This window comes from Pseudomonas orientalis (genome assembly GCF_022807995.1).
Lineage (GTDB): Bacteria > Pseudomonadota > Gammaproteobacteria > Pseudomonadales > Pseudomonadaceae > Aquipseudomonas > Aquipseudomonas orientalis_B.
Genome location: NZ_CP094351.1, coordinates 3,630,157 through 3,656,812 on the forward strand (window position 1 = coordinate 3,630,157; position 26,656 = coordinate 3,656,812).

A 26,656-nucleotide genomic window follows, 5' to 3' on the forward strand; every position below is an offset into this window, starting at 1 on the left:
TTGGAATGCCCATGACCACCATCACGCCCACTCCCTTCAACCGCATCCTGCTCACCGGCGCCGCCGGGGGCCTGGGCAAAGTCCTGCGCGAACGCATGCGCCCCTACGCCAAGGTACTGCGCCTGTCGGACATCGCCGACATGGCCCCCGCCGCCGCCCATGAAGAAGTGCAGCCCTGCGATCTTTCCGACAAACACGCCGTGCACCATCTGGTAGAAGGCGTCGATGCGATCCTGCATTTCGGCGGCGTGTCGGTGGAGCGTCCGTTTGAAGAAGTGCTCGGTGCCAACATCAGTGGCGTCTTCCACATCTACGAAGCCGCGCGCCGTCATGGGGTCAAGCGGGTGATTTTCGCCAGCTCCAACCATGTGATCGGTTTCTACAAGCAGGGCGAACAACTTGATGCCCATTCCCCACGCCGTCCGGACAGCTACTACGGACTGTCCAAGTCCTATGGCGAAGACATGGCGAGTTTCTACTTCGACCGCTACGGCATCCAGACCGTGAGCATTCGTATCGGCTCCTCGTTCCCGCAGCCGCAGAACCGCCGGATGATGCACACCTGGCTGAGCTTCGACGACCTGACCCAACTGCTCGAACGCGCGCTGTACACCCCAGACGTGGGGCATACCGTGGTCTACGGCATGTCGGATAACCTCGACACTTGGTGGGACAACCGCTACGCCGCGCACCTGGGCTTTGCACCCAGGGACAGCTCCGAAGTGTTCCGCGCCCAGGTCGAGGCCCAGCCGCCGGTGGCGGATGATGACCCGGCTAAAATCTACCAGGGCGGCGCGTTCTGCGCGGCAGGCCCGTTCGGTGACTGAGTTCACGGCAACCCAAGGGAATGAGTGGCGATGAGTGCAGAATTGATTGTCGACGCCCGCAACGCCGTGGGCGAATGCCCGGTGTGGGTGCCCGAGGAAAATGCCCTTTACTGGGTGGATATCCCCAACCGCTGCCTGCAGCGCTGGGATGCGGCCACAGGCCAGGTCGCAACGTGGCAAGCCCCGCAAATGCTCGCCTGTATTGCACGCACCGAGGCGGGCAACTGGGTCGCAGGGATGGAAACCGGCTTCTTCCAGCTCACCGCGCACAAGAACGGCAGCCTCGACACCACGCCCCTGGCAAGTGTCACGCATCCACGTCCGGACATGCGCCTCAACGACGGCCGCTGTGATCGCCAGGGCCGTTTCTGGGCCGGCAGCATGGTGCTGAACATGGGTTTGAACGCAGCCGAAGGCATCTTGTATCGCTACGCAGCAGGCTCGGCGCCCCATGCCCAACTGGACGGTTTCATTACCCTGAACGGCCTGGCCTTCAGCCCCGACGGCCGTACGATGTACGCATCGGACTCGCACCCATTGGTGCAGCAGATCTGGGCGTTCGACTACGACATCGATACCGGCACGCCGTCCAACCGCCGCGTATTCGTGGACATGCATCAATACCTCGGTCGGCCAGACGGCGCGGCGGTCGACGCGGACGGCTGCTATTGGATCTGTGCCAACGATGCCGGCCTGGTCCACCGCTTCACCCCGGACGGTCGCCTCGACCAGTCGCACCACGTACCGGTGAAAAAGCCCACCATGTGCGCCTTTGGCGGCAGTCGCCTGGACACCTTGTACGTCACCTCGATCCGTGACGACCCGAGTGAGCAGTCATTGTCCGGCGGCGTGTTCGCCCTCAACCCCGGCGTCCAGGGACTGCCCGAACCCCGCTTCATCCTCTAGCTGCATCGCTGTGCCTTGAATACAACAATAACAAGACAGGAATGAAACCCCATGGACTTCAAACGCACCTTGCTCGCCGCCACACTCGTCGCCCTCAGCAGCGCCGCCCACGCGCTGGAAATCAAATTCGCCGACATCCACCCCGCCGGCTACCCCACCGTCGTCGCCGAAGAAAACATGGGCAAGGCCCTGACCAAGGAAAGCAACGGCGAACTGACCTTCAAGTACTTCCCGGGCGGCGTGCTCGGCTCCGAGAAAGAGGTGGTCGAACAGGCCCAGGTCGGCGCCGTGCAGATGACCCGCGTCAGCCTCGGCATCGTCGGCCCGGTGGTGCCCGACGTCAATGTGTTCAACCTGCCCTTCGTGTTCCGTGACCAGGCGCACATGCGCAAGGTCATCGACGGCGAAATCGGCGATGAAATCCTCGCCAAGATCACCCACTCCGAGTTCGGCCTGGTCGCACTGGCCTGGATGGACGGTGGCACGCGCAACCTCTACACCAAGAAACCGGTGCGCAAGATCGAAGACCTCAAGGGCATGAAGATTCGCGTGCAGGGCAACCCGCTGTTCATTGATGCCTTCAACGCTATGGGCGCCAATGGCATCGCCATGGACACCGGCGAAATTTTCAGCGCCTTGCAGACCGGTGTGATCGACGGCGCGGAAAACAACCCGCCGACGCTGCTCGAGCACAACCACTACCAGAACGCCAAGTACTACACCCTCACCGAGCATCTGATCCTGCCCGAGCCCATCGTGATGTCGAAGATCACCTGGAACAAGCTCACCCCCGCGCAGCAGGACATGGTCAAAAAAGCCGCCAAGGCCGCCCAGGCTGACGAGCGCGTATTGTGGGACGCCAAGTCCGCCAGCAGTGAAGAAAAACTCAAGAAGGCCGGGGTCGAGTTCATCACTGTCGACAAAAAACCCTTCTATGACGCCACCGCACAGGTTCGCGCCAAGTACGGTGCGCCTTACGCCGACATCATCAAGCGTATCGACGCCGTTCAGTAACGCCCCCCTCCCAGACAAGGCCCGGCGCGGTCCGCTGCTTCAGCGAGCCGCGCCCGGTTACGGTGAACGCCATGAAGAATCTACTGCTGCGCATCAATGACCGCATCTACATGACCTGCATCTGGGTCGCCGGCCTCTCGGTCCTCGGGGTCGCACTGATCATTCCCTGGGGCATTTTCGCCCGCTACATCCTCGGCACCGGCTCAAGCTGGCCGGAGCCCACCGCCATCCTGCTGATGCTGGTGTTCACCTTCATCGGCGCCGCCGCCAGCTACCGCGCCGGTGCGCATATGTCGGTGGCCATGGTCACCGACCGCCTGCCTGCCACCCAACGCCGCGTCGTCGGCATTGTTTCGCAACTGCTGATGGGCACCATCTGCCTGTTCATGACGATCTGGGGCACCAAATTGTGCCTGTCCACCTGGAACCAGTTCATGAGCGCCATCCCTACCCTGCGCGTCGGCATCACCTATATGCCGATCCCGATTGGCGGCTTGCTGACCCTGATCTTCGTGGTGGAAAAACTGCTGCTGGGCGACCAGAGCAACCGGCGCGTGGTGCGCTTTGACCTGGTTGAAGAAAGCGAAGGGGCCGCCTGATATGGACGCATTGATTCTGTTGGGCAGTTTTATCGCCTTGATCCTGATCGGCATGCCGGTGGCCTACGCCCTGGGCTTGTCGGCGCTGATCGGCGCGTGGTGGATCGACATCCCGTTCCAGGCCCTGATGATCCAGGTGGCCGGCGGGGTGAACAAGTTTTCGCTGATGGCGATTCCGTTCTTCGTATTGGCCGGCGCGATCATGGCCGAGGGCGGCATGTCGCGGCGGCTGGTGGCGTTTGCCGGGGTGCTGGTGGGCTTTGTGCGTGGCGGTCTGTCCCTGGTCAACATCATGGCCTCGACCTTTTTCGGCGCGATCTCCGGGTCGTCGGTGGCCGATACCGCGTCGGTCGGTTCGGTGCTGATTCCGGAGATGGAGCGCCGGGGTTATCCCCGTGAGTTCGCAACGGCGGTGACGGTCAGCGGCTCGGTGCAGGCGCTGCTGACGCCACCGAGCCATAATTCGGTGCTCTACTCCCTGGCGGCGGGCGGCACCGTTTCCATCGCCTCGCTGTTCATGGCTGGCGTGGTGCCAGGCCTGTTGATGAGCGCGTGCCTGATGGTGCTGTGCCTGATCTTCGCGAAAAAACGCGACTACCCCAAAGGCGAAGTCATTCCCTTGAAGCAGGCGCTGAAGATCGCCGCCGATGCGCTATGGGGCCTGATGGCCATGGTGATCATCCTCGGCGGCATCCTGTCGGGTATCTTCACCGCCACCGAGTCGGCCGCGATTGCGGTGCTGTGGGCGTTTTTCGTGACCATGTTCATCTACCGCGACTACAAATGGCGCGAGCTGCCCAAGCTGATGCACCGCACGGTGCGCACCATTTCCATCGTGATGATCCTGATCGCCTTCGCCGCCAGCTTCGGCTACATCATGACCCTGATGCAAATCCCGGCGAAGATCACCACGCTGTTCCTGACCCTGTCGGACAACCGCTACGTGATCCTGATGTGCATCAACGTCATGCTGCTGTTGCTCGGCACCGTGATGGACATGGCGCCGCTGATCCTGATCCTCACGCCGATCCTGCTGCCGGTGATCCTCGGCATCGGCGTCGACCCGGTGCACTTCGGCATGATCATGCTGGTGAACCTCGGGATAGGCCTGATCACCCCGCCGGTGGGCGCGGTATTGTTCGTGGGCGCGGCGGTGGGCAAGGTCAGCATCGAGAAGACCGTGAAGGCGCTGCTGCCGTTTTATGCGGTGCTGTTTCTGGTGCTGATTGCGGTGACCTACATCCCGGCACTGTCGCTGTGGTTGCCAAGCGTGGTGCTGTAAACCCAATCTCAAGAACAAGGATGCTTGAATGTGGGAGGGGGCAAGCCCCCTCCCACATTTTGAGCAGCGCGGTATTTACCATTTCCTTAGGGCAGGCCAATCGTGATTGAGCTTTCGGACCCCTTCACCCATCTGGTGCTCGCCCCGGCCATCGGCGGCGCCATCGTGAACTGGACGGTACGCGCCACCGGCCAGCCGCTGCTGCGCCATAGCGATGAGCAGGCGATCACTACCGGTCTCCCGGGCAAATTGGGCTGCTACCCACTGGCGCCCTGGTCCAACCGTGTCGCCGAGGGAGGCTTCGACAACCCCGACGGCTGGCTGGCCCTCAAGCCCAACAGCCTCACTGACCCGCTGCCGATTCACGGCTCGGCCTGGAAACAGGCGTGGCAGGTGAGCAGCCAAACCGTAGATGAAGTGGTGTTGCACTTGCTTTGCGATACACCGTTCGCGTACCGCGCCGAGCAACGGTTTCGCTTGCGCGATGGCGTGCTGGCGATTGAATTGCGCGTGACTCATCTGGCCGAAAAAGCCGCGTGGCATGGGCTGGGGTTGCATCCGTACTTCCCGCGTCGTCCGGATACGCGATTGCAGGCCCAGGCATCGCAGGTGTGGATGAGCGATGCGGCCAAGCTGCCAACGCAATTGACGGCGGTGTCGCAGGATTGGGATTTCAGCCACACCAGAAAGCTGCCGCAAAGCCTGGTGGACAATGGATTCGTTGGCTGGGATGGGCACTGCCTGATCGAGCAGCCGCAGCTTGGGTACAGCCTCGAATGCCAGGCTACCGGCGCCGATTACTTCCTGTTGTATTGCCCGCCGGGGTTGGAATTTTTCTGCATCGAGCCGGTAAGCCATCCGGTAAATGCCCATCACTTGCCGGGAAGACCGGGCTTGAAGCTGCTGGAACAAGGTCAGTCAATTCACCTCAATTTCAACCTGAAATACACTCCAAATGTGGGAGGGGGCTTGCCCCCGATTGCAGTGGGTCAGTCTGAGCATCTTTGACTGAAACACCGCTATCGGGGGCAAGCCCCCTCCCACATTTTGCTCCCTGTTGTGTCAGGGTCAGGGGGGTGAATTTTTAAGGCGCCCGGCGGTGTCGATACTCACCACCACAGACAACCCCGGTCGCAACCGTTCACTTTCGGCCTGGTCAGGGTCGACAGTGATCCGCACCGGCACGCGCTGGGCGATCTTCACGAAATTGCCGGTGGCGTTGTCCGCCTGCAACAGGCTGAACTCCGACCCGGTCGCCGGAGAAATATGCTGCACCGTGCCGTGAAACCTGCGGTGGTTCAGCGCATCCACGGTGAAGGTCACTGGCTGGCCGACCTGCACATTGTCCATCTGGGTTTCTTTCATATTGGCGATCACCCACAACTGCTTGGGCACCAGCGCCATCAACTGCGCGCCGGAGTTGACGTAGGCCCCCAGGCGCACGCCAATCTGCCCCAACTGGCCATCCCGGGGCGCGGTGATGCGGGTGTTGGACAGGTCGATCCGGGCCAATTCCACCGCAGCCTCCGCACTGGCCACTGCCGCCTCCAGGGAGCCGCGATTGACGATCACCGTTTGCAGGTCCTGCCGCGCGATTTCCAGGCTGGCCTGGGCCTGGGCCACGGCGGCGACGGTCTGGGCATTGGCAGCGCGGGTGACGTCCAGCTCACGCCTGGACACTGAACCGTCGCTGATCAGCTCTTCATTGCGGCGCAGGTCGGCGGTGCTTTTGCGCGCCTGAGCCTGGCTGTCGACCAGCGCAGCCTGGCGCAACTTGATGGTCGCTTCGGCGCTGTTGCGTTGCTGCACCACATTGGCCAGCGAAGCCTTCTGCACCGCCAGTTGCGCCAAGGCCTGGTCCAGGCGCTGCTTGTAGATGCGGTCATCGAGACGCACCAGCAGGTCGCCGGCTTTCACATACTGGAAATCCTGCACCGGCACTTCGAATACATAGCCGCTGAGCTGCGGGCCGATGATCGTCACCTGCCCACGCACCAAAGCATTCTCGGTGGTTTCCACGGCGCTGCTGAACGGCGGCAGTTGCCACGCGTACAGCACGATCAGCACGCCGACAATGGCAACCGCGGCAAAGCCCAGGGACGAAAGGAGGCGTACTCGCAATGAACGCGGTTCGGTCACGGCGGCGCCCGGCGGCGTGGTGCCCTCGGGCGTGGAAGCGATGGCGTTGGTGGTCGTGGTCGTGGGTTCGGTCATGAAGAGGCGCCGACAGGTTGAACGGGAGGGGTTGCTGCTTTGGTGGTGCTCATCAGCCACAGGCTGCGGATAAAGATCCAGATCATGGTCAGGATCGCGATGATCGCAATCAACATGAAGACATCGTTGTACGCCATGACGTTCGCCTCACGGGTGGCCGCCGTGGCCAGGCTGCGAATGCCCATCAGGTTGCGCAACTCCGGGTCGGCAACGATGCCGCCATAAGCCGAGCCGCCACTCTGTACCCGCGCCGCGACACGGGGGTCGAGCAAGGTCAGATGCTCGGTGATCATGCTCGAGTGATACTTCTCGCGCACGATCTGGAACGTGCCGAGCAACGCCGCGCCGATCAGGCCGCCGAGGTTCTGGCAAATCCCGAACATCACCGAAAAGCTCACCAGGTTGCGCGGGTTGGTCAATACATTCCTGGTGCCGAGCACCATGGTCGGCCCGAGAAAGAAGGTACCGCCGAAGCCTAGCAGGAACTGGCTGATATACAGGTTCTGCGGTCGCGTCAGGTTGCTGGAAAAACTGTCCATCACCGACCCCGTCGCCATCAGCGCCAGTGAGATGATCAGTGGCATCAGCAAGTGCGCCGGATTGATCGTCAAGGCGCTGACCACCAGCCCGGCAATCGCCCCGGCCAGCATCACCACGTACAGCGTATGCATCTGCTGGTAACTCATGTTCAGCATCTGCATGAAACCCACCGCACCGGTGGATTGTTCGGACAGCACCATGCGAATCAGGATCACCGCCAGGGCCAGGCGAATCATAGTGCCGCTGCCCAGCCAGCGGGTCATCAGCATCGGGTTGGCGCGGTTATGTTCGATGGCCAGGCCGGCCATGATCAGCACCAGCGAACAGGCCGAGGCGATGCCGATCCAGGGCGCCTCCAGCCACCAGTCGATGCGCCCCAGGGACAACACCGCGCAGAGCAAGGCGACGCCGGTGGCCAGGATCGCAAAGGTGAGGAAATCGAGTTTTTCAAAGGTCTTGAACCGGTCGCCGGGCGGCAACTTGAGCAGGAACACACAGCCCAGGCAGATCAGCGCCAGGCCCAGCTCGAACAGGTACAGCCCGCGCCATTCGGCGATTTGCAGCAAATCCTCGGAGAACAGCCGCGCCAGCGGTAACGCCAGCTGCGCAGTGCCCAGCCCCAGCACCAGGGCTTTCAAGCGCCACTTGGCCGGGAACGCCTGGATCATGTAGTACAAGCCCAACGAACTCAGCGCCGCCCCCACCATGCCGTGGGCCGCCCGCACGGCGATGGCCGAGTTGAGATCATTGACGAACAAGTGGCCGAAGGTCACCAGCGCATACAACACCAGGAACACCTCGGTAAACGCCCGCAGGCCGAACTGCTGGCGAAATTTCACCAGCAGCAGGTTCATGCACACGTTGGTCATCACATAGGCAGCGGGCAGCCAAGCCATTTCCGCCGTGGTCGCGCCCAGGGCGCCTTGCAGGTATTGCAGGTTGGCGATGACCAGGGCGTTGCCCAACCCGCCCGTGATCGCCACCAGCACGCCGACCAGCGCGAACAGCCAGCGCTTGGGGGTGGGGTGCAGCGGCGTCGACGGCGAACCAGGCAAGCTCGGCCGCTCGTGGGGTTGCCATGTATGTGGGGTGTATTTATCCATTCGGTGACCTTGATGAGCCGACGCGTAAGGCCGGTGAAGCCATGACTTAGAGAACAGTAACCTGAGGTACGTTCATCTCGCCAGCTATCAAGCGTGCACGGTCAAAACTGTGAGAGGGGGCTTTGATCGTTCCCACGCTCCGCGTGGTAATGCCGCCTGGGACGCTCCGCGTCCCGCCGACAACTCAATGCGCACAGGTGACGCAGAGCGTCACGGGATGCGTTACCACGCAGAGCGTGGTAACGATCAAAACAGACAATTCCGGTCGGCTCCAAGGCCGCCGCGCTTTGCTTTTGCTTTTGATCTGGGGCGCCCCGTCAAACACGCTGGCCGAACGCAGGCTTTGGAGCGTGGGTAACCCGGCAGGACGCCGGGTTAGCCGCACTGGGCCAAGGATGGCCCATTGCGGCGGCCCACGCTCCAAAGCCTTCGTTACGGCATGCCGAGCCTAGGCGAGGCACCGAGTGTTGGGGCGAGGACCTTTTGCTTACTTTTGGCTGGGCCGGCATTCCGGTCCTTCCAAAAGTGAGCCGCTGTAAGAGCGGAACCATAAGTAGCCGTTACCTGAATAACGGATATGTACTCATTCCAGCCCCAGGATATAGTCGGCTCGAAGGCCGCCATCGCAGGCAAGCCAGCTCCCACATGGAATGCACGGTCAGACCCATCCCAACCAACTCCAATACGTCGCCGCAAACACCAGCATCAACCCATACCCGATCAACGTCACCAAAACCCCCACCTTGGCAAACTGCCGCGCCGTGAACGTTCCCGTCCCCAGGCACACCATATTCTGCGGCGCATTGATCGGCAGGATAAACCCGTAGCTCATCACAAACCCCAGCAGCATGGTCATGCCCAACCGGCTGAAATCCCCCGGCAAGGTCTGCAGCACCGCAATCAGGATCGGCAGCAACGCCGAGGTCAGCGCCGTGGCGCTGGCGAACCCCAGGTGAATCAGGATCAGGAACGCGCCAAGAATTGCAAACACCCCCAACGGTCCCACCTGATCCAGCCCCGTGTGGGCCACAACAGTAGAGCCCAGCCACTGTCCGGCCTGGGTCGTCAGCAACGCCGTGCCCAGGCTGATACCCACGCCGAACACGATGACCGTGCCCCACGGGATCCGCGACTGCACATCCTTCCAGGTCATTACGCCAATGCCCGGCAGCAGCAGGAATACCAACCCCGCATAGGTCGTGGAGGTCGTGTCGAAACTGTGCAGCCGGCCTTCTGTCGCCCAGGCCAGCAGCAACAGGACCGACACGCTCAACAGCCGCTTCTGCGGCCCGGTCATCGGCCCGATTTCCACCAGCGACTGCGCCACCGCCTCTTTACCCCCTGGGATACTGTCGGTTTCCGGCGGCAACAGTTTGAGCACCAGGAACAGCAGCACCGCCGACATGATCAACGCCCACGGCGCACCGGCAATCAGCCAGTCGATCCACGACACGCGTTGGCCGAGCATCTTGTCCATGAAGCCGACCGTCAGCAGGTTCTGCGCAGCGGCGGTCTGTATGCCAACGTTCCAGATGCTGGTGCCCTGGGCCACTACGATCATGATGCCGGCGGCGATGTTCGAGCGCTTGTCGACGCCGAACGCGGCGATCACGCCCATCATGATCGGCACCACACAGGCACTGCGCGCCGTGGCGCTGGGCACCACCAGGCTGAGCAGGATGGTCACCGCAATCGCCCCGAGCAGGATGCGCCGGGTGCTGGTGCCGACTCGACTGAGCGTGACCAGGGCGATGCGCCGGTCCAGGCCGGTGTGGGTCATGGCGGCGGCGATAAACAGCGCGCCCGCCACCAGCGCCAGCGCCGGGTTGGAGAACCCGGTGAGCGCCATGCTGATCGCCGGGCTGGTGCCGATCAGGTGCGTGGGGTCCTGGATCGACGGCGCGGTGCCGAGCAAAAACGCCATGAGCGAAGTGATCATGATCGCACTGGCTTCATAGGACACCGCTTCGGTGATCCACACCACCACGGCAAACGCGAGGATCGCCAGCATGCGGTGTCCGGCCACCGGCAAATCGGCAGGCAGCGGCAACAGCAGCACGCCGATCATTACCAGCACGGCGAACATCAGGCCGAGGGGTAATTTGAAGGATGCAGCGGTTGTTGCGGGGGCGTTCATGGGGTGCTCCGTGAGCCGTCAGATCAGGCTCGGAGCATGGCGCAAGCTGCCGCACGCGGTGTTGACGGGTATCAACTCCCGAGCCCGACGGCGCTGAACCCACTGAAAACTCATCAGTTGCCCCTCACCGGGAGCGCCCCCTTCCCTCACTTGGACTGTATTTCAGGTCCGGAGCAAAGCATTCATCAGCATTCCAGCCGCCACCAGTACACACAGGCCGGCAAACCCCACTTGCAACGCACGCGCAGGAATCACTGAGCACAAGCGACGTCCGGCCAACATGCCGACAATACTCGCCACGATAAATGCCCAGCCCACTGGCTCGATATTCACACCGGCGTGAAAGGCCCCCGCCACGCCGATCAGCGACAGCAGGCTGACCACCATCAACGAGGTCGCGACGATCCCGCGCATCTGCACATCGGTCAGTTGCTTGAACGCCGGCACGATCAGAAAGCCGCCGCCCACGCCGAGCAGGCCCGAGACCGCGCCGGTGACTGCGCCCAATGCCGCCAGGGTCGCACTGCATTTGGCCGTCCAGGCCAGGCGTCCGGTCTGCTGGTTGAGCATGCAGTTTTTCTGGCCCCACGACGCCGCGCCATGGTCGCTCGGCCCGGCTGCGACCCTTTCGCGCCGCAGCATGCGCCAGGCCACCAGCACCATCAGCGCGCTGAACAGGCCCATCAGCACCGGCTCCGGCAGTTGATGGGCGACGAATACCCCCAACGGCGAAAACAACGCACCCAGCAACGCAATCAATAACGCCGCGCGGTAACGCACCAGGCCATGGCGCAGACCATCAATCGCCCCCACCGCCGCCGCCGCACCCACGGCGAGCAAAGACACTGGTGCGGCCTGGGTCATCGTCAACCCCAGTCCCAGCACCAGCGCCGGCACACCGAGGATGCCGCCGCCCGCGCCGGTCAAGCCCATGACCAGGCCCATCAAGATACCCAACACACTGGCCAGCAGCATTCAGTCCACCTTGCTCAGGCGGGTCAGCCACTCGCGGCCCTTGAGCATGCCGTTCCAGTAGAACCACGGCAGCAGCGTGGCCTTGAGGAACCACATCGAACGGCGCGCCTGGGTCGGGTCGAGGGGAAAGGTCGGCAGCAGCTTGCCGCCGTAGCCGAACTCGGCCAGCACTACCTTGCCCTTCTCCACCGTCAGCGGGCAGGAGCCGTAGCCGTCGTACTTGAGCGGCAGCGGCGCCTGTTTGCGCAGGGCCAGCAGGTTTTCGGCGACTACTACGATCTGCTTGCGCACCGCTGCGGCGGTCTTGGCGTTGGTGGTGCCGCATACGTCGCCCAAGCCAAAGATGTGCGGATAGCGCAGGTGTTGCAGGCTGTGGGGGTTCACTTCGCACCAGCCGGCGGCATCGGCCAGCGGGCTTTGGCGGATAAAATCCGGAGCCACTTGCGGTGGCACGACGTGCAACATGTCGAAGGCTTTCTCCTCGATGTGCACGTTGCCTTCAGCATCTTTGACTTCGAACCAGGCTTTGCGCGCAGGGCCGTCGACTTTTATCAGGTTGGCATTGAACGCCAGGCGTGCGTTGTATTTTTCGACGTACTTCATCAGCGGCGGCACAAAAGTCGCGACGCCGAACAGCGCGGCACCGGCCAGGTTGAATTCGACCTTGATGTTTTTCAGGCTGCCCTGCCTGAGCCAATGATCGCAGGACAGGTACATGGCCTTCTGCGGCGCACCGGCGCATTTGATCGGCATGGCCGGCTGGGTGAACAGCGCCCTGCCACCCTTGAGCTGCTGCACCAGTTGCCAGGTATAGGCGGCATGTTCGTAGCTGTAGTTGGAGGTGACACCGTGTTGACCGAGCGTCTCTTGCAGGCCCTCGATCTTTTCCCAGGCCAGGCGCAGGCCGGGGCAGACAATCAGGTTTTTCCAGGTGACGCGCTGGCCGCTGTCGAGCACCAGGGTGTGCTCATCGGGCAGCACTTCGCTGACGGCGGCCTGCACCCAACTGACGCCATTGGGCAGCACATCGGCCAAGGGGCGACGGGTCTTTTGCAAATCGTAGGCGCCGCCGCCGACCAGGGTCCAGGCCGGTTGGTAACAGTGGTAGTCGTTAGGTTCGATGAGGGTGATGTTCAGGTGCGGCTCGCGCTTGAGCAGGCTGGCCAGCAGGCCGATGCCTGCCGAACCGCCGCCGATGACTACGATATCGCCACTGATGGTGGGTCCCCAGTGTTGTTCGGTCATGGTCTACTGCCTTTTTCAGTCAATGCACACAAGGGTCGCTGCCGGATGGCGTCACGCCCAGCTTTTTATCACCGCGCCGCAGTACAGGCCGGACAGGGTCTTCATCACTTGAATCACTTCGTGGCTGGCCAATCCGTAGAAAATGTATTTGCCTTCCCGACGGGTGGCGACCAACCCTTCGTCCCGCAGGATGCCCAACTGTTGTGACAGCGTGGGCTGGCGCACGCCCGTCTGGGCTTCCAGCTCGCCGACGTTGCGTTCGCCCAGGGTCAACTGGCAGAGGATCAGCAAGCGGTCTTCATTGGCCAGCGCCTTGAGCAAGGAACAGGCCTTGGACGCCGATGCACGCAACTGGGCGACCTCGCCCTCACTCAACGTAGATTCCATTTGCCTCGGTTCCTTCATCTCACTTAAGCTCAAGACATTATGTTTAAACGTAAACTGATTGTAACCACATTTTTCCCAAACAGAGACAGCCGCCATGCCAGCGTTGATTCAAGCCTTTCTGGATGAGGCATCGTCGACCTACACCTATATCGTCTATGAAGCCGATGGCGGCCCCTGCGCCATCGTCGATTCGGTGCTCAACTACGACCCGGCGTCGGGGCGCACCGATACCGCGCAGGCCGACAAGGTGATTGCCTTCGTGCGCGCGCATGGCCTGCAGGTGCAGTGGCTGCTGGAAACCCACGCCCACGCCGACCACCTGTCCGCCGCGCCGTACCTGCGCCGTACCCTGGGGGGCAAGATTGCGATCGGCCAGTCGATCAGCAAGGTGCAGGGCGTATTCAAGCAGTTGTTCAACCTGGAGCCGGAGTTTCGCGTTGACGGTTCACAGTTCGATCACCTGTTTGCGCCGGATGAAATCTTCCATATCGGTGGCTTGCAGGCCCAGGCGCTGCATGTACCCGGGCATACCCCGGCGGACATGGCCTACCTGATTGATGGGCGCCTGATCCTGGTGGGCGACACCCTGTTCATGCCCGACGTCGGCACCGCCCGCTGCGATTTCCCCGGCGGCGATGCGCGGCAGTTGTACGCGTCGATGCGCAAGCTGCTGGCGTTCCCGCCCGAGACCCGGTTGTATGTATGTCATGACTATCCACCCGAGGGCCGCGGCGCCAAGTGCCAGACCACGGTGGCTGACCAGCGCGCGGAGAATATCCATGTGCATGACGGGGTGGATGAGGCGGCGTTTGTGGCGATGCGCACCGCTCGGGATGCCGGATTGGGCATGCCGACTTTGTTGCTGCCGGCGATCCAGGTGAATGTGCGGGCGGGGCATATGCCGCCGGCGGAAGAAAATGGCGTCACCTACCTCAAGATTCCCCTCAACCAACTTTGAAATGCAGCCAAATGTGTGGAAGGGGGAAAGCCTTAATACTTGTAGGAGCGAGCTTGCTCGCGAAAAACGGCAACGATAACGCGTGCTTCCTGAATGAACGCGGTGCCTGTGAGTTTTTCGCGAGCAAGCTCGCTCCTACAGGCATCAGGGCAAGCCCCCTCCCACATTTTGTCCACCGTTGAATCAGGAACCAAGGCTGATGCCGTTGGCCGGTAATGGCAACGCGGTTTTATAGCGCACCTGCTTGAGGGCAAAACTGGATCGGATATTCGCCACTCCCGGCACCTTGGTCAGAAAATCCATCATAAAGCGCTCCAGCGCCTGGATCGTCGGCACCAGCACCCGGATCAGGTAATCCGGGTCGCCGGCCATCAGGTAGCACTCCATCACTTCCGGGCGGTCCGAGATCGCGCCTTCGAATTGCTGCAACGCCAGTTCATTCTGCTTTTCCAGACTCACATGGATGAACACATTGACGTGCAGCCCAAGCAGGTCGGCGTCCAGCAGCGTGACCTGCTCGCGAATCAGGCCCAGCTCCTCCATCGCCTTCACCCGGTTGAAGCACGGCGTGGGCGACAGGTTGACCGAACGGGCGAGGTCAGCGTTGGTGATGCGGGCATTCTCCTGCAGGGCATTGAGAATGCCGATATCCGTACGGTCCAGTTTGCGCATGAGACAAAATCACCTGTTTATTATGTTTATGCAGATTTTTTATCCGCAAATGATCCTGAGCGCAACGAAACACAGATAAATATTCTTCTACGCCACGCCTATGATTGTTGTAGGACAAGATTTCTTCCACCCGAAGACTGACTGCCAGCTAGTGCGCCCACTACAAGAAATTCACAAGATCGAGCGTAGAAAGCCATGAACCAGCCGTATGCACCGCTGCGCCTGCACGTTCCCGAACCCTCGGGCCGCCCGGGCTGCAAGACCGACTTCACCTACCTGCGTCTGACCGACGCCGGCCTGGTACGCAAACCCGCCATCGACGTGGAACCGTCCGATACCGCCGATCTGGCCAAGGGCCTGATCCGCGTCCTCGACGACCAGGGCCAGGCCCTGGGCCCGTGGGCCGAGGGTATCTCGGCAGACGTCATGCGCAAAGGCATGCGCGCGATGCTCAAGACGCGCATCTTCGACAACCGCATGGTGGTCGCCCAGCGTCAGAAAAAAATGTCGTTCTACATGCAAAGCCTTGGCGAAGAAGCCATTGGCAGTGCCCAGGCCCTGGCCTTGAACATCGACGACATGTGCTTCCCCACCTACCGCCAGCAAAGCATCCTGATGGCCCGCGACGTGCCGCTGGTGGACCTGATCTGCCAACTGCTGTCCAACGAGCGCGACCCGCTCAAGGGCCGCCAGTTGCCGATCATGTACTCGGTCAAGGACGCCGGTTTCTTCACCATTTCCGGCAACCTTGCCACCCAATTCGTACAAGGTGTGGGCTGGGGCATGGCCTCGGCGATCAAGGGTGATACCAAGATCGCCTCGGCCTGGATCGGCGACGGTGCTACCGCAGAATCGGACTTCCACACCGCCCTCACCTTTGCCCACGTGTACCGTGCGCCGGTGATCCTCAACGTGGTCAACAACCAGTGGGCGATCTCCACCTTCCAGGCCATTGCCGGCGGTGAAGCCACAACGTTCGCCGGACGCGGCGTCGGTTGCGGTATCGCCTCCCTGCGCGTCGACGGCAACGACTTTATCGCCGTGTACGCCGCCTCCGCCTGGGCCGCCGAGCGCGCACGGCGCAACCTGGGCCCGACGCTGATCGAGTGGGTCACCTACCGCGCCGGTCCGCATTCCACCTCCGATGATCCATCCAAGTACCGCCCAGCCGATGACTGGAGCCACTTCCCGTTGGGCGATCCGATTGCGCGCCTCAAGCAGCACCTGATCAGGATCGGCCAGTGGTCCGACGAGGAACACGCGGCGGTCAGTGCCGAACTTGAGGCCGAAGTCATCGCCGCGCAAAAACAGGCCGAACAGTACGGCACTCTGGCCGGTGGCCAGATTCCAAGCGCCGCGACCATGTTCGAAGACGTCTATAAAGAGATGCCGGAGCACTTGAAGCGCCAGCGTCAAGAGCTGGGGGTCTGACATGAACGATCACAACAACAGCATCGAACTGGAAACCGCCATGACCACCACCACCATGACCATGATCCAGGCCCTGCGCTCGGCCATGGATGTGATGCTTGAACGGGACGACAACGTGGTGGTGTTCGGCCAGGACGTCGGTTACTTCGGCGGCGTGTTCCGCTGCACCGAAGGTCTGCAGACCAAGTACGGCAGCTCGCGGGTATTCGACGCACCGATTTCCGAAAGCGGCATCGTCGGCGTGGCGGTGGGCATGGGCGCCTACGGCCTGCGTCCGGTCGCGGAAATCCAGTTTGCCGACTACGTCTACCCCGCCACCGACCAGATCATCTCCGAGGCCGCACGCCTGCGTTATCGCTCGGCCGGCCAGTTCACCGCGCCCCTGACCATGCGCATGCCGTGCGGCGGTGGCATCTACGGCGGCCAGACCCACAGCCAGAGTATCGAAGCGGTGTTCACCCAGGTCTGCGGCCTGCGCACGGTGATGCCGTCCAACCCCTATGACGCCAAGGGCCTGCTGATCGCCTCCATCGAAAACGATGACCCGGTGATCTTCCTTGAACCCAAGCGCCTGTATAACGGCCCGTTCGATGGCCACCATGACCGTCCGGTGACGCCGTGGTCAAAACACCCGCAAGCCCAGGTGCCGGACGGTTACTACACCGTGCCCCTGGACGTGGCCGCCATCGTGCGTCCGGGCTCGGCCGTGACCGTGCTGACCTACGGCACCACGGTGTATGTGTCGCAAGTGGCGGCCGAAGAAACCGGCATCGACGCCGAAGTCATCGACCTGCGCAGCCTTTGGCCGCTGGACCTGGAAACCATCGTCAACTCCGTGAAAAAGACCGGCCGTTGCGTGGTGGTGCACGAAGCCACGCGTACCTGCGGTTTTGGCGCCGAACTGGTGTCGCTGGTGCAGGAGCATTGCTTCCATCACCTGGAAGCGCCGATCGAGCGCGTCACCGGTTGGGACACACCCTACCCGCACGCGCAGGAGTGGGCGTATTTCCCAGGCCCGTCCCGAGTGGGCGCGGCGTTGAAACGGGTCATGGAGGTCTGAATGGGCACGCACGTTATCAAGATGCCGGACATTGGCGAAGGCATCGCGGAAGTTGAACTGTCGCAGTGGCATGTGAAGGTTGGCGACCTGGTGGTTGAAGACCAGGTGCTGGCGGATGTGATGACCGACAAGGCGATGGTGGACATTCCCTCGCCGGTCCATGGCAAGGTGATTTCTCTTGGCGGCGAGCCGGGTGAAGTCATGGCGGTGGGCAGTATCCTGATCAGCATTGAAGTGGAAGGCGCCGGTAACGCCAAGGAAGCGCCGGCCGTGGCCGCACCGGTGGAAAAAGCCGCGCCGGTGGTGGAAAGCACGCCGAAGCCGGTTCAAAGGGAACCGGTTCAAAGCAAGCCCGCGCCTATCGCGCCCAACGCCCAGGCGCCGGTGGCCCGGGAGGCCAATGAGCGCCCGCTGGCCTCCCCCGCCGTGCGCAAGCATGCCCTGGATGCGGGTATCCCGTTGCGCCTTGTACAGGGCTCCGGGCCGGCCGGGCGGATCCTGCATGAAGATCTCGAGGCCTACCTTCAGCAAGGCGCTAGCACACTTTCGGCAACCGCCAATCCCTATGCCGAACGCACCGACGAGCACCAGATTCCGGTGATCGGCATGCGCCGCAAGATCGCCCAGCGCATGCAGGACGCCACCCGCCGCGCCGCGCATTTCAGCTACGTGGAAGAAATCGACGTCACCGCGTTGGACGAGCTGCGCGTGCACCTCAACGAAAAACACGGCGCCGCACGCGGCAAGCTGACGCTGCTGCCGTTCATCGTGCGTGCCATGGTAGTGGCACTGCGCGATTTCCCGCAGATCAACGCCCGCTACGACGACGAAGCCCAGGTCATCACCCGCCTCGGCGCAGTGCATGTCGGCGTCGCCACCCAGAGCGACGTCGGCCTCATGGTGCCGGTAGTGCGCCACGCCGAAGCCCGCAACCTGTGGGGCACGGCCGAAGAAATCACGCGACTGGCAACGGCCGCCCGCAACGGCAAGGCCAGCCGCGATGAGCTGTCGGGCTCGACCATTACCCTGACCAGCCTCGGCGCCCTGGGCGGCATCGTCAGCACGCCGGTGCTGAACCTGCCGGAAGTGGCGATTATCGGCGTCAACCGTATCGTCGAGCGGCCGATGGTGATCAAGGGCCAGATCGTGGTGCGCAAGATGATGAACCTCTCCAGCTCGTTCGATCACCGTGTGGTCGATGGCATGGACGCGGCGCAATTCATCCAGGCCGTGCGCGGCCTGCTCGAACAACCCGCCAGCCTGTTCCTGGAGTAAGGCCATGACTCAGACACTGCACACCACGCTGCTGATTATCGGCGGCGGCCCTGGCGGTTACGTGGCCGCGATTCGCGCCGGCCAACTGGGCATCCCGACGATTCTGGTGGAAGGCCAGGCGTTGGGCGGCACCTGCCTGAACATCGGCTGCATTCCATCCAAGGCCTTGATCCACGTGGCCGAACAGTTCCAGCAAAGCGTGCACCACAGCCAGGGCTCGCCGCTGGGCATCGAAGTGGCTGCGCCGACTCTGGACATCCGCAAGAGCGTGGAATGGAAGGACGGCATCGTCGACCGCCTGACCACCGGCGTCGCCGCGCTGCTGAAGAAACACAAGGTGCAGGTGATCCACGGTTGGGCCAGGGTGGTGGACGGCAAGACCGTCGACGTCGGCGAACAGCGCATCCAGTGCGAACACCTGCTGCTGGCCACCGGTTCGAAAAGCGTCGAGCTGCCGATGCTGCCGCTGGGCGGGCCGGTCATTTCATCCACCGAAGCCCTGGCCCCTAGCCACGTACCGAAGCGGCTGATCGTGGTGGGTGGCGGTTATATCGGCCTGGAGCTGGGCATCGCCTATCGCAAGCTCGGTGCCGACGTCAGCGTGGTCGAGGCCCAGGATCGCATCCTGCCGGCCTATGACGCCGAGCTGACCCAGCCGGTTAACGAATCGATCAAACAACTCGGGGTCAAGCTGTACCTCAAGCACAGCGTCACCGGCTTTGCCGATAACTGCCTGCAAGTGCGCGATCCGAATGGCGACACCCTGTCGCTGGAGACGGACCAGGTGCTGGTGGCCGTGGGGCGCAAACCCAACACCCAGGGCTTCAACCTCGAAGCGCTGAACCTGGACATGAACGGCGCGGCGGTCAAGATCGACAGCCGTTGCCAGACCAGCATGCGCAATGTGTATGCCATCGGCGACCTCAGCGGCGAGCCGATGCTGGCGCACCGGGCGATGGCACAGGGCGAGATGGTGGCCGAACTGATCAGCGGCAAATCACGCGAATTCAACCCGGCGGCGATTCCGGCAGTGTGCTTTACCGACCCGGAACTGGTGGTGGTCGGCAAGACCCCGGACGAAGCCAAGGCGGCCGGCCTGGACTGCATTGTGTCGAGCTTCCCGTTCGCCGCCAACGGCCGGGCCATGACCCTGGAGTCGAAAACCGGCTTTGTACGGGTCGTGGCACGGCGTGACAATCACCTGATTGTCGGCTGGCAGGCGGTGGGGGCTGGCGTGTCGGAGCTGTCCACTGCGTTTGGCCTGAGTCTGGAAATGGGTTCACGCCTGGAGGATGTGGCGGGCACGATCCATGCCCATCCGACCTTGGGCGAAGCGGTGCAGGAAGCCGCCTTGCGGGCGTTGGGGCATGCATTGCACCTGTAGAACAGTGGCGAGGCCATCGGGGGCAAGCCCCCTCCCACATTGGAATGCATTTCAAATGTGGGAGGGGGCTTGCCCCCGATAGCAGTGGATCGGCCAATAGAGATGTTGAATGGTCCAACCGCCCGCTCCCACACCGGCCCAGAATGCAGTATTGTTGAGCCCATCCAGAAAAAAATCCGACTTGACCAGAGATTAGAGGGTGTCATGGGTAACGAAAGCATCAATTGGGACAAGCTGGGTTTTGACTACATCAAGACCGACAAGCGGTTTCTCCAGGTCTGGAAAAACGGCGAATGGCAAGCAGGCACCCTGACCGACGACAACGTGCTGCACATCAGCGAGGGCTCCACCGCCCTGCACTATGGCCAGCAGTGCTTTGAGGGCCTAAAGGCCTATCGCTGCAAGGACGGCTCGATCAACCTGTTCCGTCCGGACCAGAACGCCGCGCGCATGCAGCGCAGCTGCGCCCGCCTGCTGATGCCGCATGTATCGACCGAAGACTTCATCGACGCCTGCAAGCAAGTGGTCAAGGCCAACGAGCGCTTCATCCCGCCTTACGGCAGCGGCGGCGCGCTGTACCTGCGCCCGTTCGTGATCGGCACCGGTGACAACATCGGTGTGCGCACCGCGCCGGAGTTCATCTTCTCGGTGTTCGCCATCCCGGTCGGCGCCTATTTCAAAGGCGGCCTGGTGCCCCACAACTTCCAGATCTCCACCTTCGACCGCGCCGCCCCACAGGGCACCGGTGCCGCGAAAGTGGGCGGCAACTACGCCGCCAGCCTGATGCCGGGCTCGGAAGCGAAAAAATCCGGCTTCGCCGACGCGATCTACCTGGACCCGATGACCCATTCGAAAATCGAAGAAGTCGGCTCGGCCAACTTCTTCGGCATCACCCATGACAACCAGTTCATCACGCCGAAATCGCCTTCGGTGCTGCCCGGCATCACCCGCCTGTCGCTGATCGAACTGGCCCAAAGCCGCCTGGGCCTTACCGTGGTCGAGGGCGAGGTGTTCATCGACAAGCTGGACCAATTCAAGGAAGCCGGCGCGTGCGGCACCGCTGCGGTGATCTCGCCGATCGGCGGTATCCAGTACAACGGCAAGCTGCATGTGTTCCACAGCGAAACCGAAGTGGGCCCGATTACCCAGAAGCTCTACAAAGAGCTGACGGGCGTGCAGACCGGTGACGTTGAAGCGCCGGCGGGTTGGATCGTCAAGGTCTAAGCCACTGCCTCAGCAACCCTGCAAAACCTGTGGGAGGGGGCTTGCCCCCGATGGCGGTGAATCAGTCAACATCTTCAGTGACTGACACCATGCCATCGGGGGCAAGCCCCCTCCCACATTTGCCTCCCGTGTTCTCAAGATTGGGGAGGAATATTCCCGGCAATCTTCTTGCCCATGCTGATCCTCGGCTCCACCCCGTATCCCAAAGCCTCGTAGAACCCCACCACCGCGTCATTGCCGCCGGTAATCTGCAGGTTGATCTTCATGCACCCCAGCGCCGTCAACGCCTGTTCCGCGTAACGTACCAACGACGATCCCAGGCCGTGGCGGCGATAGTCGGCACGCACCGCCACCGAGTACAGCCAACCGCGATGGCCGTCATAGCCGGCGAGAATCGTACCGATCACGGCCTTTTTATCGGTCGCGACAAAGAACAACCCGTCATTGACCGCCAGCTTCTTGTCGATCGCCAGGGTCGGCAGGTTATGCGCGGTGTCATAGCCGAACGCCTGCTGCCACAACTCAACCACTTGCGTGCGGTGCTGGCGGTCGCGATACGGGCCGATGGGGTGCCGAGACAGCAGGGCCTTTTCCATGACCAGCGTGCGCTCATTGCCGTGATAGACATCGCGCACGGTGTGAAACCCCAGCTTGCTGTAGAACGGCTCGGCGGTCAGCGAGGACGGCACACTCAACACCGTCACCCCGGCTTCGCGGGCGCGCAGTTCGATCTCGATCATCAACAGCCGCCCAATGCCCTGCCCTTGCAGCGCCGGGTTGACGAACACCGAGCGCACCACGTTGGCGTCGAGGGCAGCGGTGGCGACAATCACCTGATCCTGGATGGCCACCAGCACGACACGGCGCTTGAGCAGCGCCAGCACGGCATCGGGAGTGAAATTGCCCGCCACTCGGGCAATCACATCCGCCGGGTAATCCTGTGCATTGCTGCTGTGCAAGGCCGCCAGGATGACCTGGCTGATGCCTTCGGCATCGGCGGTTTGGGCAAGACGAACAGCGGTAGACATGATTGCTCCTGGCCGAGGGCGCTTTGACAGACACCACCATACCAAGTCCCCACCCCTATTTTCTAACTGTGCCCGCTTGAAATGCGCTTGCCGGGCTTGGTGCCCACCAGACTGGCCTGCCCATCCTTCTGCTTGCCCGTGCGCGCCTCGCTGATCAGCCCCGGAATCAACTTGCCCTCCGGCAGGTTCTTCCAGAACCGGCTCGGCAAATGCCCCTCCATCACCTTGGGGTTCAAGCGCGCCGGGTTGAAGATGTGGCTGTAATAGGTCAACCACATGGCGCTGTGCGGGTCTTCGACATTCTGCGCCAGTTGCTGCCACGCCTCGGGGCACTGGCGTTGGTGAATCAATTGCTCGCCGTCGTAATACACCCCGTCCAGGGGCGTCGCGATCATCCAGCGATGACGACCCATGCGCCCGATAAAATGCTGGCTGGCACTGTGCAAAATATCGTGGGCCGGCTCGTGCCAGGCCACGTACTCCGGCAGTTCAGGGCCCGCTTCGGCCGGCAGCGCGATGAACCGCACAAACGCATGCAAGTGATGGGCTTCACGGCTGACCTGCTTGATGCGACGCTGCAACTCGCTGCCCAACTTATCACCTGCCAGCATGGCCGTGCGGTCGCCATGACTGACCCGCCACAACACTTCGTAGAGCAAACTCCAACGCTGATCGCCCCGGTAGCACGCGGCCGACTCCAGCAGTTGCAACAAGGCCTTGGGAATACGCGCCTGGAACGGACCCGGCTCGGACGCAATGGGCTCGTCGGTGGCAAACAAATCCGCCACCTCGGCCTCGCCCCAGCTCACCTGGCTGGGGTCGACCTGATGGCTGAGCAGCCAGCGCGCCTGTTCGCGCCACGTGCTGAACAGGTTGTCGCATTCCAGGCTGATCATCCCCACAACCCCATTTGTTGCGGTTGCGGGCGATCGCGCAGCTGTTCGCGCAGCAATACGCTGGTGCTGTCGGCCTGCTGCGGGTGGTAATCGCTGGTGATGAAGAACGGCTTGGCCTTGGCCAGCACGCAGCGCATGCGCGCCAGGTCTTCGAAGCGGATCTTGCGTTCGCGGCGCAGGTCTACCAGGCGTTGGGTGGTGCGCAGGCCAATGCCGGGGATGCGTGCGATCAAGGTTGGCTCGGCGCGGTTCAGGTCCAGTGGGAACACCTCGCGATGCTCCAGGGCCCACGCCAGCTTGGGGTCGATATCCAGGGCCAGGTGGCCGGGGCCTTCGAACAGCTCATTGGCGCTGAAGCCGTAGCTGCGCAACAGGAAGTCGGCCTGGTACAAACGATGCTCTCGCATCAACGGCGGCGCAGCCAGGGGCACGCTCTTGGGGCTGTTGGGAATCGGGCTGAACGCCGAGTAATACACGCGGCGCAGCTTGTAATTGCCATACAAGGCTTCGGCACCGTGCAGGATGGTGCTGTCGTCGGTGTCGTCGGCGCCGACGATCATCTGGGTGCTCTGCCCGGCCGGGGCGAAGCGCGGTGCGCGGGGTTCGTTGAGCACCGTCTGTTCACCGGTGTAAATGGTCTGCATGGCCTGCTTGATCGAGACGATCTGCTTTTCCGGCGCCAGGGTTTGCAGGCTGGCATCGGTGGGCAGTTCGATATTCACGCTCAGGCGGTCGGCATAGCGTCCGGCCTCGGCGATCAGCGCGGGGTCGGCCTCGGGAATGGTCTTGAGATGGATATAGCCGCGAAAGTCATGCTCTTCGCGCAGCAGCTTGGCGACCCGCACCAACTGTTCCATGGTGTAGTCGGCCGAACGGATGATGCCGGAACTGAGAAACAAGCCGCTGACGCAATTGCGCTTGTAGAAATCCAGGGTCAGGGTGACCACCTCTTCCGGGCTGAAGCGCGCACGGGGCACATCGCTGGAGCGGCGGTTGACGCAGTATTGGCAGTCGTAGAGACAGAAGTTGGTAAGCAGCACCTTGAGCAGCGACACGCAACGGCCGTCGGGCGTGTAGCTGTGGCAAATACCCATGCCATCGGTGGAACCCAGCCCGGCCTTGCCTTCGGAGCTGCGCTTGGGCGCACCACTGCTGGCGCACGAAGCGTCATACTTGGCGGCGTCGGCGAGGATGCTGAGTTTTTCGATCAACTGCATGGAGAACTACCGATACTGGTTTTTTGTACAGTATCAGCAACATCTGCTTGTCACAAGTACCGCCTGTAGGAGCGAGCTTGCTCGCGAAAAACGTCAACGATAACGCGCCCCTTCTGAATCAACCCGGCGCCCTCGCGTTCTTCGCGAGCAAGCTCGCTCCTACAGAATCCGGTCAGCTTGCAGTGGCGAGCAGCAGGTCCTGCACCGAGCGCGCGCTGCCACGGCTACGGTCATTGGCATACAACGACGCGGCAATTTCATCCGCCCGAATCGGCAGCACCGACAGCAACGTATCGCTCAGACCATGGCTGGCCTGGCTGAACCCCTGGATGTAAATGCCGGCGTTGCAGCGCTCGTCGGTGACGATGCGGTAGTCGCGGGCCACTTCGAAATCACCCATGTAAGCTTCCAGCGGCGCGAGCAGTTCGCGGTGCATCTGGCGCTCATAGCCAGTGGCGAGGATCACCGCGTCGTAGTGATTCACGCAGGTTTCGCCGGTAGCGTTGTTGCGCAGTGTCAGTTCGATGCCCAGCGGGCCGGGGGTGGCTTTTTCGACCACCGTCATGGTGCGGAACGCCTGGCGCGCGATGCCGGAGACTTTCTGGCGATAGAAGATGCCGTAGATGCGCTCGATCAGGTCCAGGTCGACCACCGAATAATTGGTGTTCTGGTACTCGGCGACCAGGCGTTCACGCTCAGCGCCGACTTGCTGGAACACCAGGTCGGTAAAGGCCGGGGAGAACACTTCGTTGACGAACGGACTATCATCCGCCGGTTTGAGCGCCGAGCCACGCAGGATCAGGTCGACCTGCACCGACGGGAAGCTGTCGTTGAGGTCGATAAAGGCTTCGGCGGCGCTCTGGCCACCGCCGATCACCGCGATGCGCATGGCCTGGCCGTCGACACACGGCTGGCTGGCCATGCGCTCCAGGTACTGGGAGTGGTGAAACACCCGGCTGTCGCCCTTGAGCGCCTTGAACGCCTCGGGAATACGCGGCGTGCCGCCGGCGCTGACCACCACCGAGCGTGTGGTGCGCACATGCTGCTCGCCCAGCGCATCGCGGGAAATCACGCGCAGCGCTTCAACCTGTTGCTGGTGCAGGATCGGCTCGATGGCCAGCACTTCCTCGCCGTAGCGGGCCTGGGCCTGGAATTGCCCGGCGACCCAGCGCAGGTAGTCGTTGTACTCCATGCGGCACGGGTAGAACGTACCCAGGTTGATGAAGTCCACCAGGCGGTCGTGGGCCTTGAGGTAATTGACGAAGGAATACGGGCTGGTGGGGTTGCGCAGGGTCACCAGGTCCTTGAGGAAGGAAATCTGCAACTCGCTCTGGGTCACCAGGGTATTGCCGTGCCAGCGGTAGTCGGCTTGTTTGTCGAGAAACAGCACGTCCAGTTTGCCCTGGGCCTTCTCACGCTCCTGCAGGGCGATGGCCAGCGCCAGGTTCGAAGGGCCGAAGCCGATACCGATCAGGTCGTGAACCGCGGGCGAAGCAATTGCCTGTGTCATTCCAGTGTCCTCTGGATAAGCCCCTTGGCGGTCGGGGCGGGAATACCTTCATGGCCTGAACAACAGGCCGTGTGTTGATAGGAAACGAGGACAGTGAAATAAAATTTAACTAACAGCGCTTCAGTGCGCTTCCCACTCACGCATGCGCAACCGGCAGTGCTTCATGGCATTGACGATGTGCTTTTCCACCAGGGCGCGGGAAATGCCCAGGCGCTCGGCGATTTGCAGGTGGGACAGGCCGTCGAGTTTGCGCATCAGGAAACTGTCGCGGCAGGCCGCCGGCAACTCGGCCAGGGCACGCTCGAGCATCTCCAGGCGCTGGCTCTGGTCGTGGCTGGCGTGGGGTGAACAGAGCGCGAAGCGTTCTTCGGCATCCAGCACCTCCAGCGGCTCCACCTGGCGCAGGGCGTTGCGCCGATGGCCATCGATCACCAGGTTCAACGCAGTGCGGTACAGGAACGCGCGCGGCTGTTCGATCGGCGTATCACTGGAGCGCTCCAGCACCCGCACGTACGCGTCATGCACCACATCCTCGGCCACCTGACGGTTGCCCAGCTTGGCGTTGAGGAAACACACCAGCTCGCGATAGTAGTTTTCCAACATGACTCCTGGCCCCATGGCCGTGGTGCGGACGATGCCAACCTGCGTAGAAACACATCCATCGATGATGGCAGTTTGAGTGTGTGCAATTTATAGTAATTCTCATCTACTTTTAAAGAAGTCTCGCATCAACGGTCGATTTTTTTCTTCATACAACCTGTAACCGCGCGTG

The 26,656-nt window shown here is 62.3% G+C and carries 24 protein-coding genes; 12 read left to right on the forward strand and 12 right to left on the reverse strand.

From position 1 onward, the window contains the following. Window positions 1–11: 11 nt before the first annotated feature. The 6 genes from MRY17_RS16045 to MRY17_RS16070 all read left to right on the forward strand — a co-directional run bounded on the left by MRY17_RS16045 (window position 12) and on the right by MRY17_RS16070 (window position 5,636). On the forward strand, window positions 12–827 hold the full coding sequence (locus tag MRY17_RS16045; protein ID WP_181284240.1) for an NAD-dependent epimerase/dehydratase family protein: 816 nt from the start codon (window positions 12–14) through the stop codon (window positions 825–827). A gap of 30 nt (window positions 828–857) precedes the next feature. Beyond that, window positions 858–1,733, forward strand: a complete 876-nt coding sequence (locus MRY17_RS16050) for an SMP-30/gluconolactonase/LRE family protein (RefSeq protein ID WP_181284239.1) — start codon at window positions 858–860, stop codon at window positions 1,731–1,733. 51 nt (window positions 1,734–1,784) lie between these two features. After that, window positions 1,785–2,747, forward strand: coding sequence for a TRAP transporter substrate-binding protein (locus MRY17_RS16055; protein ID WP_191951961.1), 963 nt, complete (start codon window positions 1,785–1,787; stop codon window positions 2,745–2,747). A gap of 71 nt (window positions 2,748–2,818) precedes the next feature. Next, window positions 2,819–3,346: a TRAP transporter small permease gene (locus tag MRY17_RS16060; RefSeq protein WP_124424148.1), complete on the forward strand. Its 528-nt coding sequence runs from the start codon at window positions 2,819–2,821 to the stop codon at window positions 3,344–3,346. Window position 3,347: 1 nt separating this feature from the next. Beyond that, complete coding sequence (locus MRY17_RS16065) at window positions 3,348–4,628, forward strand: TRAP transporter large permease (protein ID WP_243352474.1); 1,281 nt, start codon at window positions 3,348–3,350, stop codon at window positions 4,626–4,628. Window positions 4,629–4,730: 102 nt separating this feature from the next. Further along, entirely contained in the window at window positions 4,731–5,636 is a 906-nt protein-coding gene (locus MRY17_RS16070; protein ID WP_243352475.1) for an aldose 1-epimerase, read from the forward strand. A gap of 60 nt (window positions 5,637–5,696) precedes the next feature. Here the strand turns inward: MRY17_RS16070 and MRY17_RS16075 are convergent, their stop codons facing one another. The 6 genes from MRY17_RS16075 to MRY17_RS16100 all read right to left on the reverse strand — a co-directional run bounded on the left by MRY17_RS16075 (window position 5,697) and on the right by MRY17_RS16100 (window position 13,229). Continuing rightward, a complete protein-coding gene (locus tag MRY17_RS16075; protein WP_057721668.1) occupies window positions 5,697–6,842 on the reverse strand; it encodes an HlyD family secretion protein in 1,146 nt (381 codons plus the stop codon). Beyond that, window positions 6,839–8,485 (reverse strand): MFS transporter, encoded by a 1,647-nt coding sequence (locus MRY17_RS16080; protein ID WP_243352476.1) that lies wholly within the window; start codon window positions 8,483–8,485, stop codon window positions 6,839–6,841. Before MRY17_RS16080 ends, MRY17_RS16075 begins: the two co-directional genes overlap by 4 nt. A 658-nt stretch (window positions 8,486–9,143) precedes the next feature. Next, the gene (locus tag MRY17_RS16085; protein ID WP_243352477.1) at window positions 9,144–10,622 is read right to left on the reverse strand and encodes a DASS family sodium-coupled anion symporter; all 1,479 of its coding nucleotides are present in this window, start codon (window positions 10,620–10,622) and stop codon (window positions 9,144–9,146) included. Window positions 10,623–10,784: 162 nt separating this feature from the next. Continuing rightward, window positions 10,785–11,597, reverse strand: a complete 813-nt coding sequence (locus tag MRY17_RS16090; RefSeq protein ID WP_181284233.1) for a sulfite exporter TauE/SafE family protein — start codon at window positions 11,595–11,597, stop codon at window positions 10,785–10,787. Continuing rightward, window positions 11,598–12,842: an NAD(P)/FAD-dependent oxidoreductase gene (locus MRY17_RS16095; RefSeq protein ID WP_243352478.1), complete on the reverse strand. Its 1,245-nt coding sequence runs from the start codon at window positions 12,840–12,842 to the stop codon at window positions 11,598–11,600. Window positions 12,843–12,893: 51 nt separating this feature from the next. Further along, window positions 12,894–13,229: an ArsR/SmtB family transcription factor gene (locus MRY17_RS16100; RefSeq protein ID WP_057007617.1), complete on the reverse strand. Its 336-nt coding sequence runs from the start codon at window positions 13,227–13,229 to the stop codon at window positions 12,894–12,896. Between the two features lie 94 nt (window positions 13,230–13,323). Between MRY17_RS16100 and MRY17_RS16105 the strand changes: the two genes are divergently transcribed. Beyond that, entirely contained in the window at window positions 13,324–14,187 is an 864-nt protein-coding gene (locus tag MRY17_RS16105) for an MBL fold metallo-hydrolase (protein ID WP_191956736.1), read from the forward strand. A 183-nt stretch (window positions 14,188–14,370) separates the two neighbouring features. Here MRY17_RS16105 and bkdR read toward each other — a convergent pair whose 3' ends face one another. Then, a complete protein-coding gene (gene bkdR / locus MRY17_RS16110) occupies window positions 14,371–14,859 on the reverse strand; it encodes a Bkd operon transcriptional regulator BkdR (protein ID WP_124371169.1) in 489 nt (162 codons plus the stop codon). A 195-nt stretch (window positions 14,860–15,054) separates the two neighbouring features. Here bkdR and MRY17_RS16115 point away from each other — a divergent pair, with 195 nt between their 5' ends. From MRY17_RS16115 to MRY17_RS16135, 5 genes are all read left to right on the forward strand, one after another. Beyond that, on the forward strand, window positions 15,055–16,290 hold the full coding sequence (locus MRY17_RS16115; RefSeq protein WP_243352479.1) for a 3-methyl-2-oxobutanoate dehydrogenase (2-methylpropanoyl-transferring) subunit alpha: 1,236 nt from the start codon (window positions 15,055–15,057) through the stop codon (window positions 16,288–16,290). 1 nt (window position 16,291) lies between these two features. Continuing rightward, window positions 16,292–17,350 carry an alpha-ketoacid dehydrogenase subunit beta gene (locus tag MRY17_RS16120; protein ID WP_017136257.1) on the forward strand — a complete coding sequence of 353 codons (1,059 nt, stop codon included), beginning with the start codon at window positions 16,292–16,294 and terminating at the stop codon, window positions 17,348–17,350. Beyond that, window positions 17,351–18,625 (forward strand): dihydrolipoamide acetyltransferase family protein, encoded by a 1,275-nt coding sequence (locus tag MRY17_RS16125; protein WP_243352480.1) that lies wholly within the window; start codon window positions 17,351–17,353, stop codon window positions 18,623–18,625. A 4-nt stretch (window positions 18,626–18,629) separates the two neighbouring features. Continuing rightward, a complete protein-coding gene (lpdA, locus tag MRY17_RS16130) occupies window positions 18,630–20,009 on the forward strand; it encodes a dihydrolipoyl dehydrogenase (protein ID WP_243352481.1) in 1,380 nt (459 codons plus the stop codon). 204 nt (window positions 20,010–20,213) lie between these two features. Continuing rightward, on the forward strand, window positions 20,214–21,233 hold the full coding sequence (locus MRY17_RS16135; RefSeq protein WP_124359018.1) for a branched-chain amino acid aminotransferase: 1,020 nt from the start codon (window positions 20,214–20,216) through the stop codon (window positions 21,231–21,233). Between the two features lie 134 nt (window positions 21,234–21,367). On the opposite strand, the gene MRY17_RS16140 is transcribed toward MRY17_RS16135, so the two are convergent. The 5 genes from MRY17_RS16140 to MRY17_RS16160 all read right to left on the reverse strand — a co-directional run bounded on the left by MRY17_RS16140 (window position 21,368) and on the right by MRY17_RS16160 (window position 26,487). Then, on the reverse strand, window positions 21,368–22,261 hold the full coding sequence (locus tag MRY17_RS16140; RefSeq protein ID WP_181284226.1) for a GNAT family acetyltransferase: 894 nt from the start codon (window positions 22,259–22,261) through the stop codon (window positions 21,368–21,370). A 62-nt stretch (window positions 22,262–22,323) separates the two neighbouring features. After that, window positions 22,324–23,157: a TIGR03915 family putative DNA repair protein gene (locus MRY17_RS16145; RefSeq protein ID WP_243352482.1), complete on the reverse strand. Its 834-nt coding sequence runs from the start codon at window positions 23,155–23,157 to the stop codon at window positions 22,324–22,326. Then, the gene (locus tag MRY17_RS16150) at window positions 23,154–24,374 is read right to left on the reverse strand and encodes a putative DNA modification/repair radical SAM protein (protein WP_057721656.1); all 1,221 of its coding nucleotides are present in this window, start codon (window positions 24,372–24,374) and stop codon (window positions 23,154–23,156) included. Before MRY17_RS16150 ends, MRY17_RS16145 begins: the two co-directional genes overlap by 4 nt. 172 nt (window positions 24,375–24,546) lie before the next feature. Continuing rightward, entirely contained in the window at window positions 24,547–25,884 is a 1,338-nt protein-coding gene (locus tag MRY17_RS16155; RefSeq protein ID WP_191951970.1) for a lysine N(6)-hydroxylase/L-ornithine N(5)-oxygenase family protein, read from the reverse strand. A 120-nt stretch (window positions 25,885–26,004) separates the two neighbouring features. After that, complete coding sequence (locus MRY17_RS16160) at window positions 26,005–26,487, reverse strand: sigma-70 family RNA polymerase sigma factor (protein WP_181284222.1); 483 nt, start codon at window positions 26,485–26,487, stop codon at window positions 26,005–26,007. Between the last annotated feature and the right edge of the window lie 169 nt (window positions 26,488–26,656).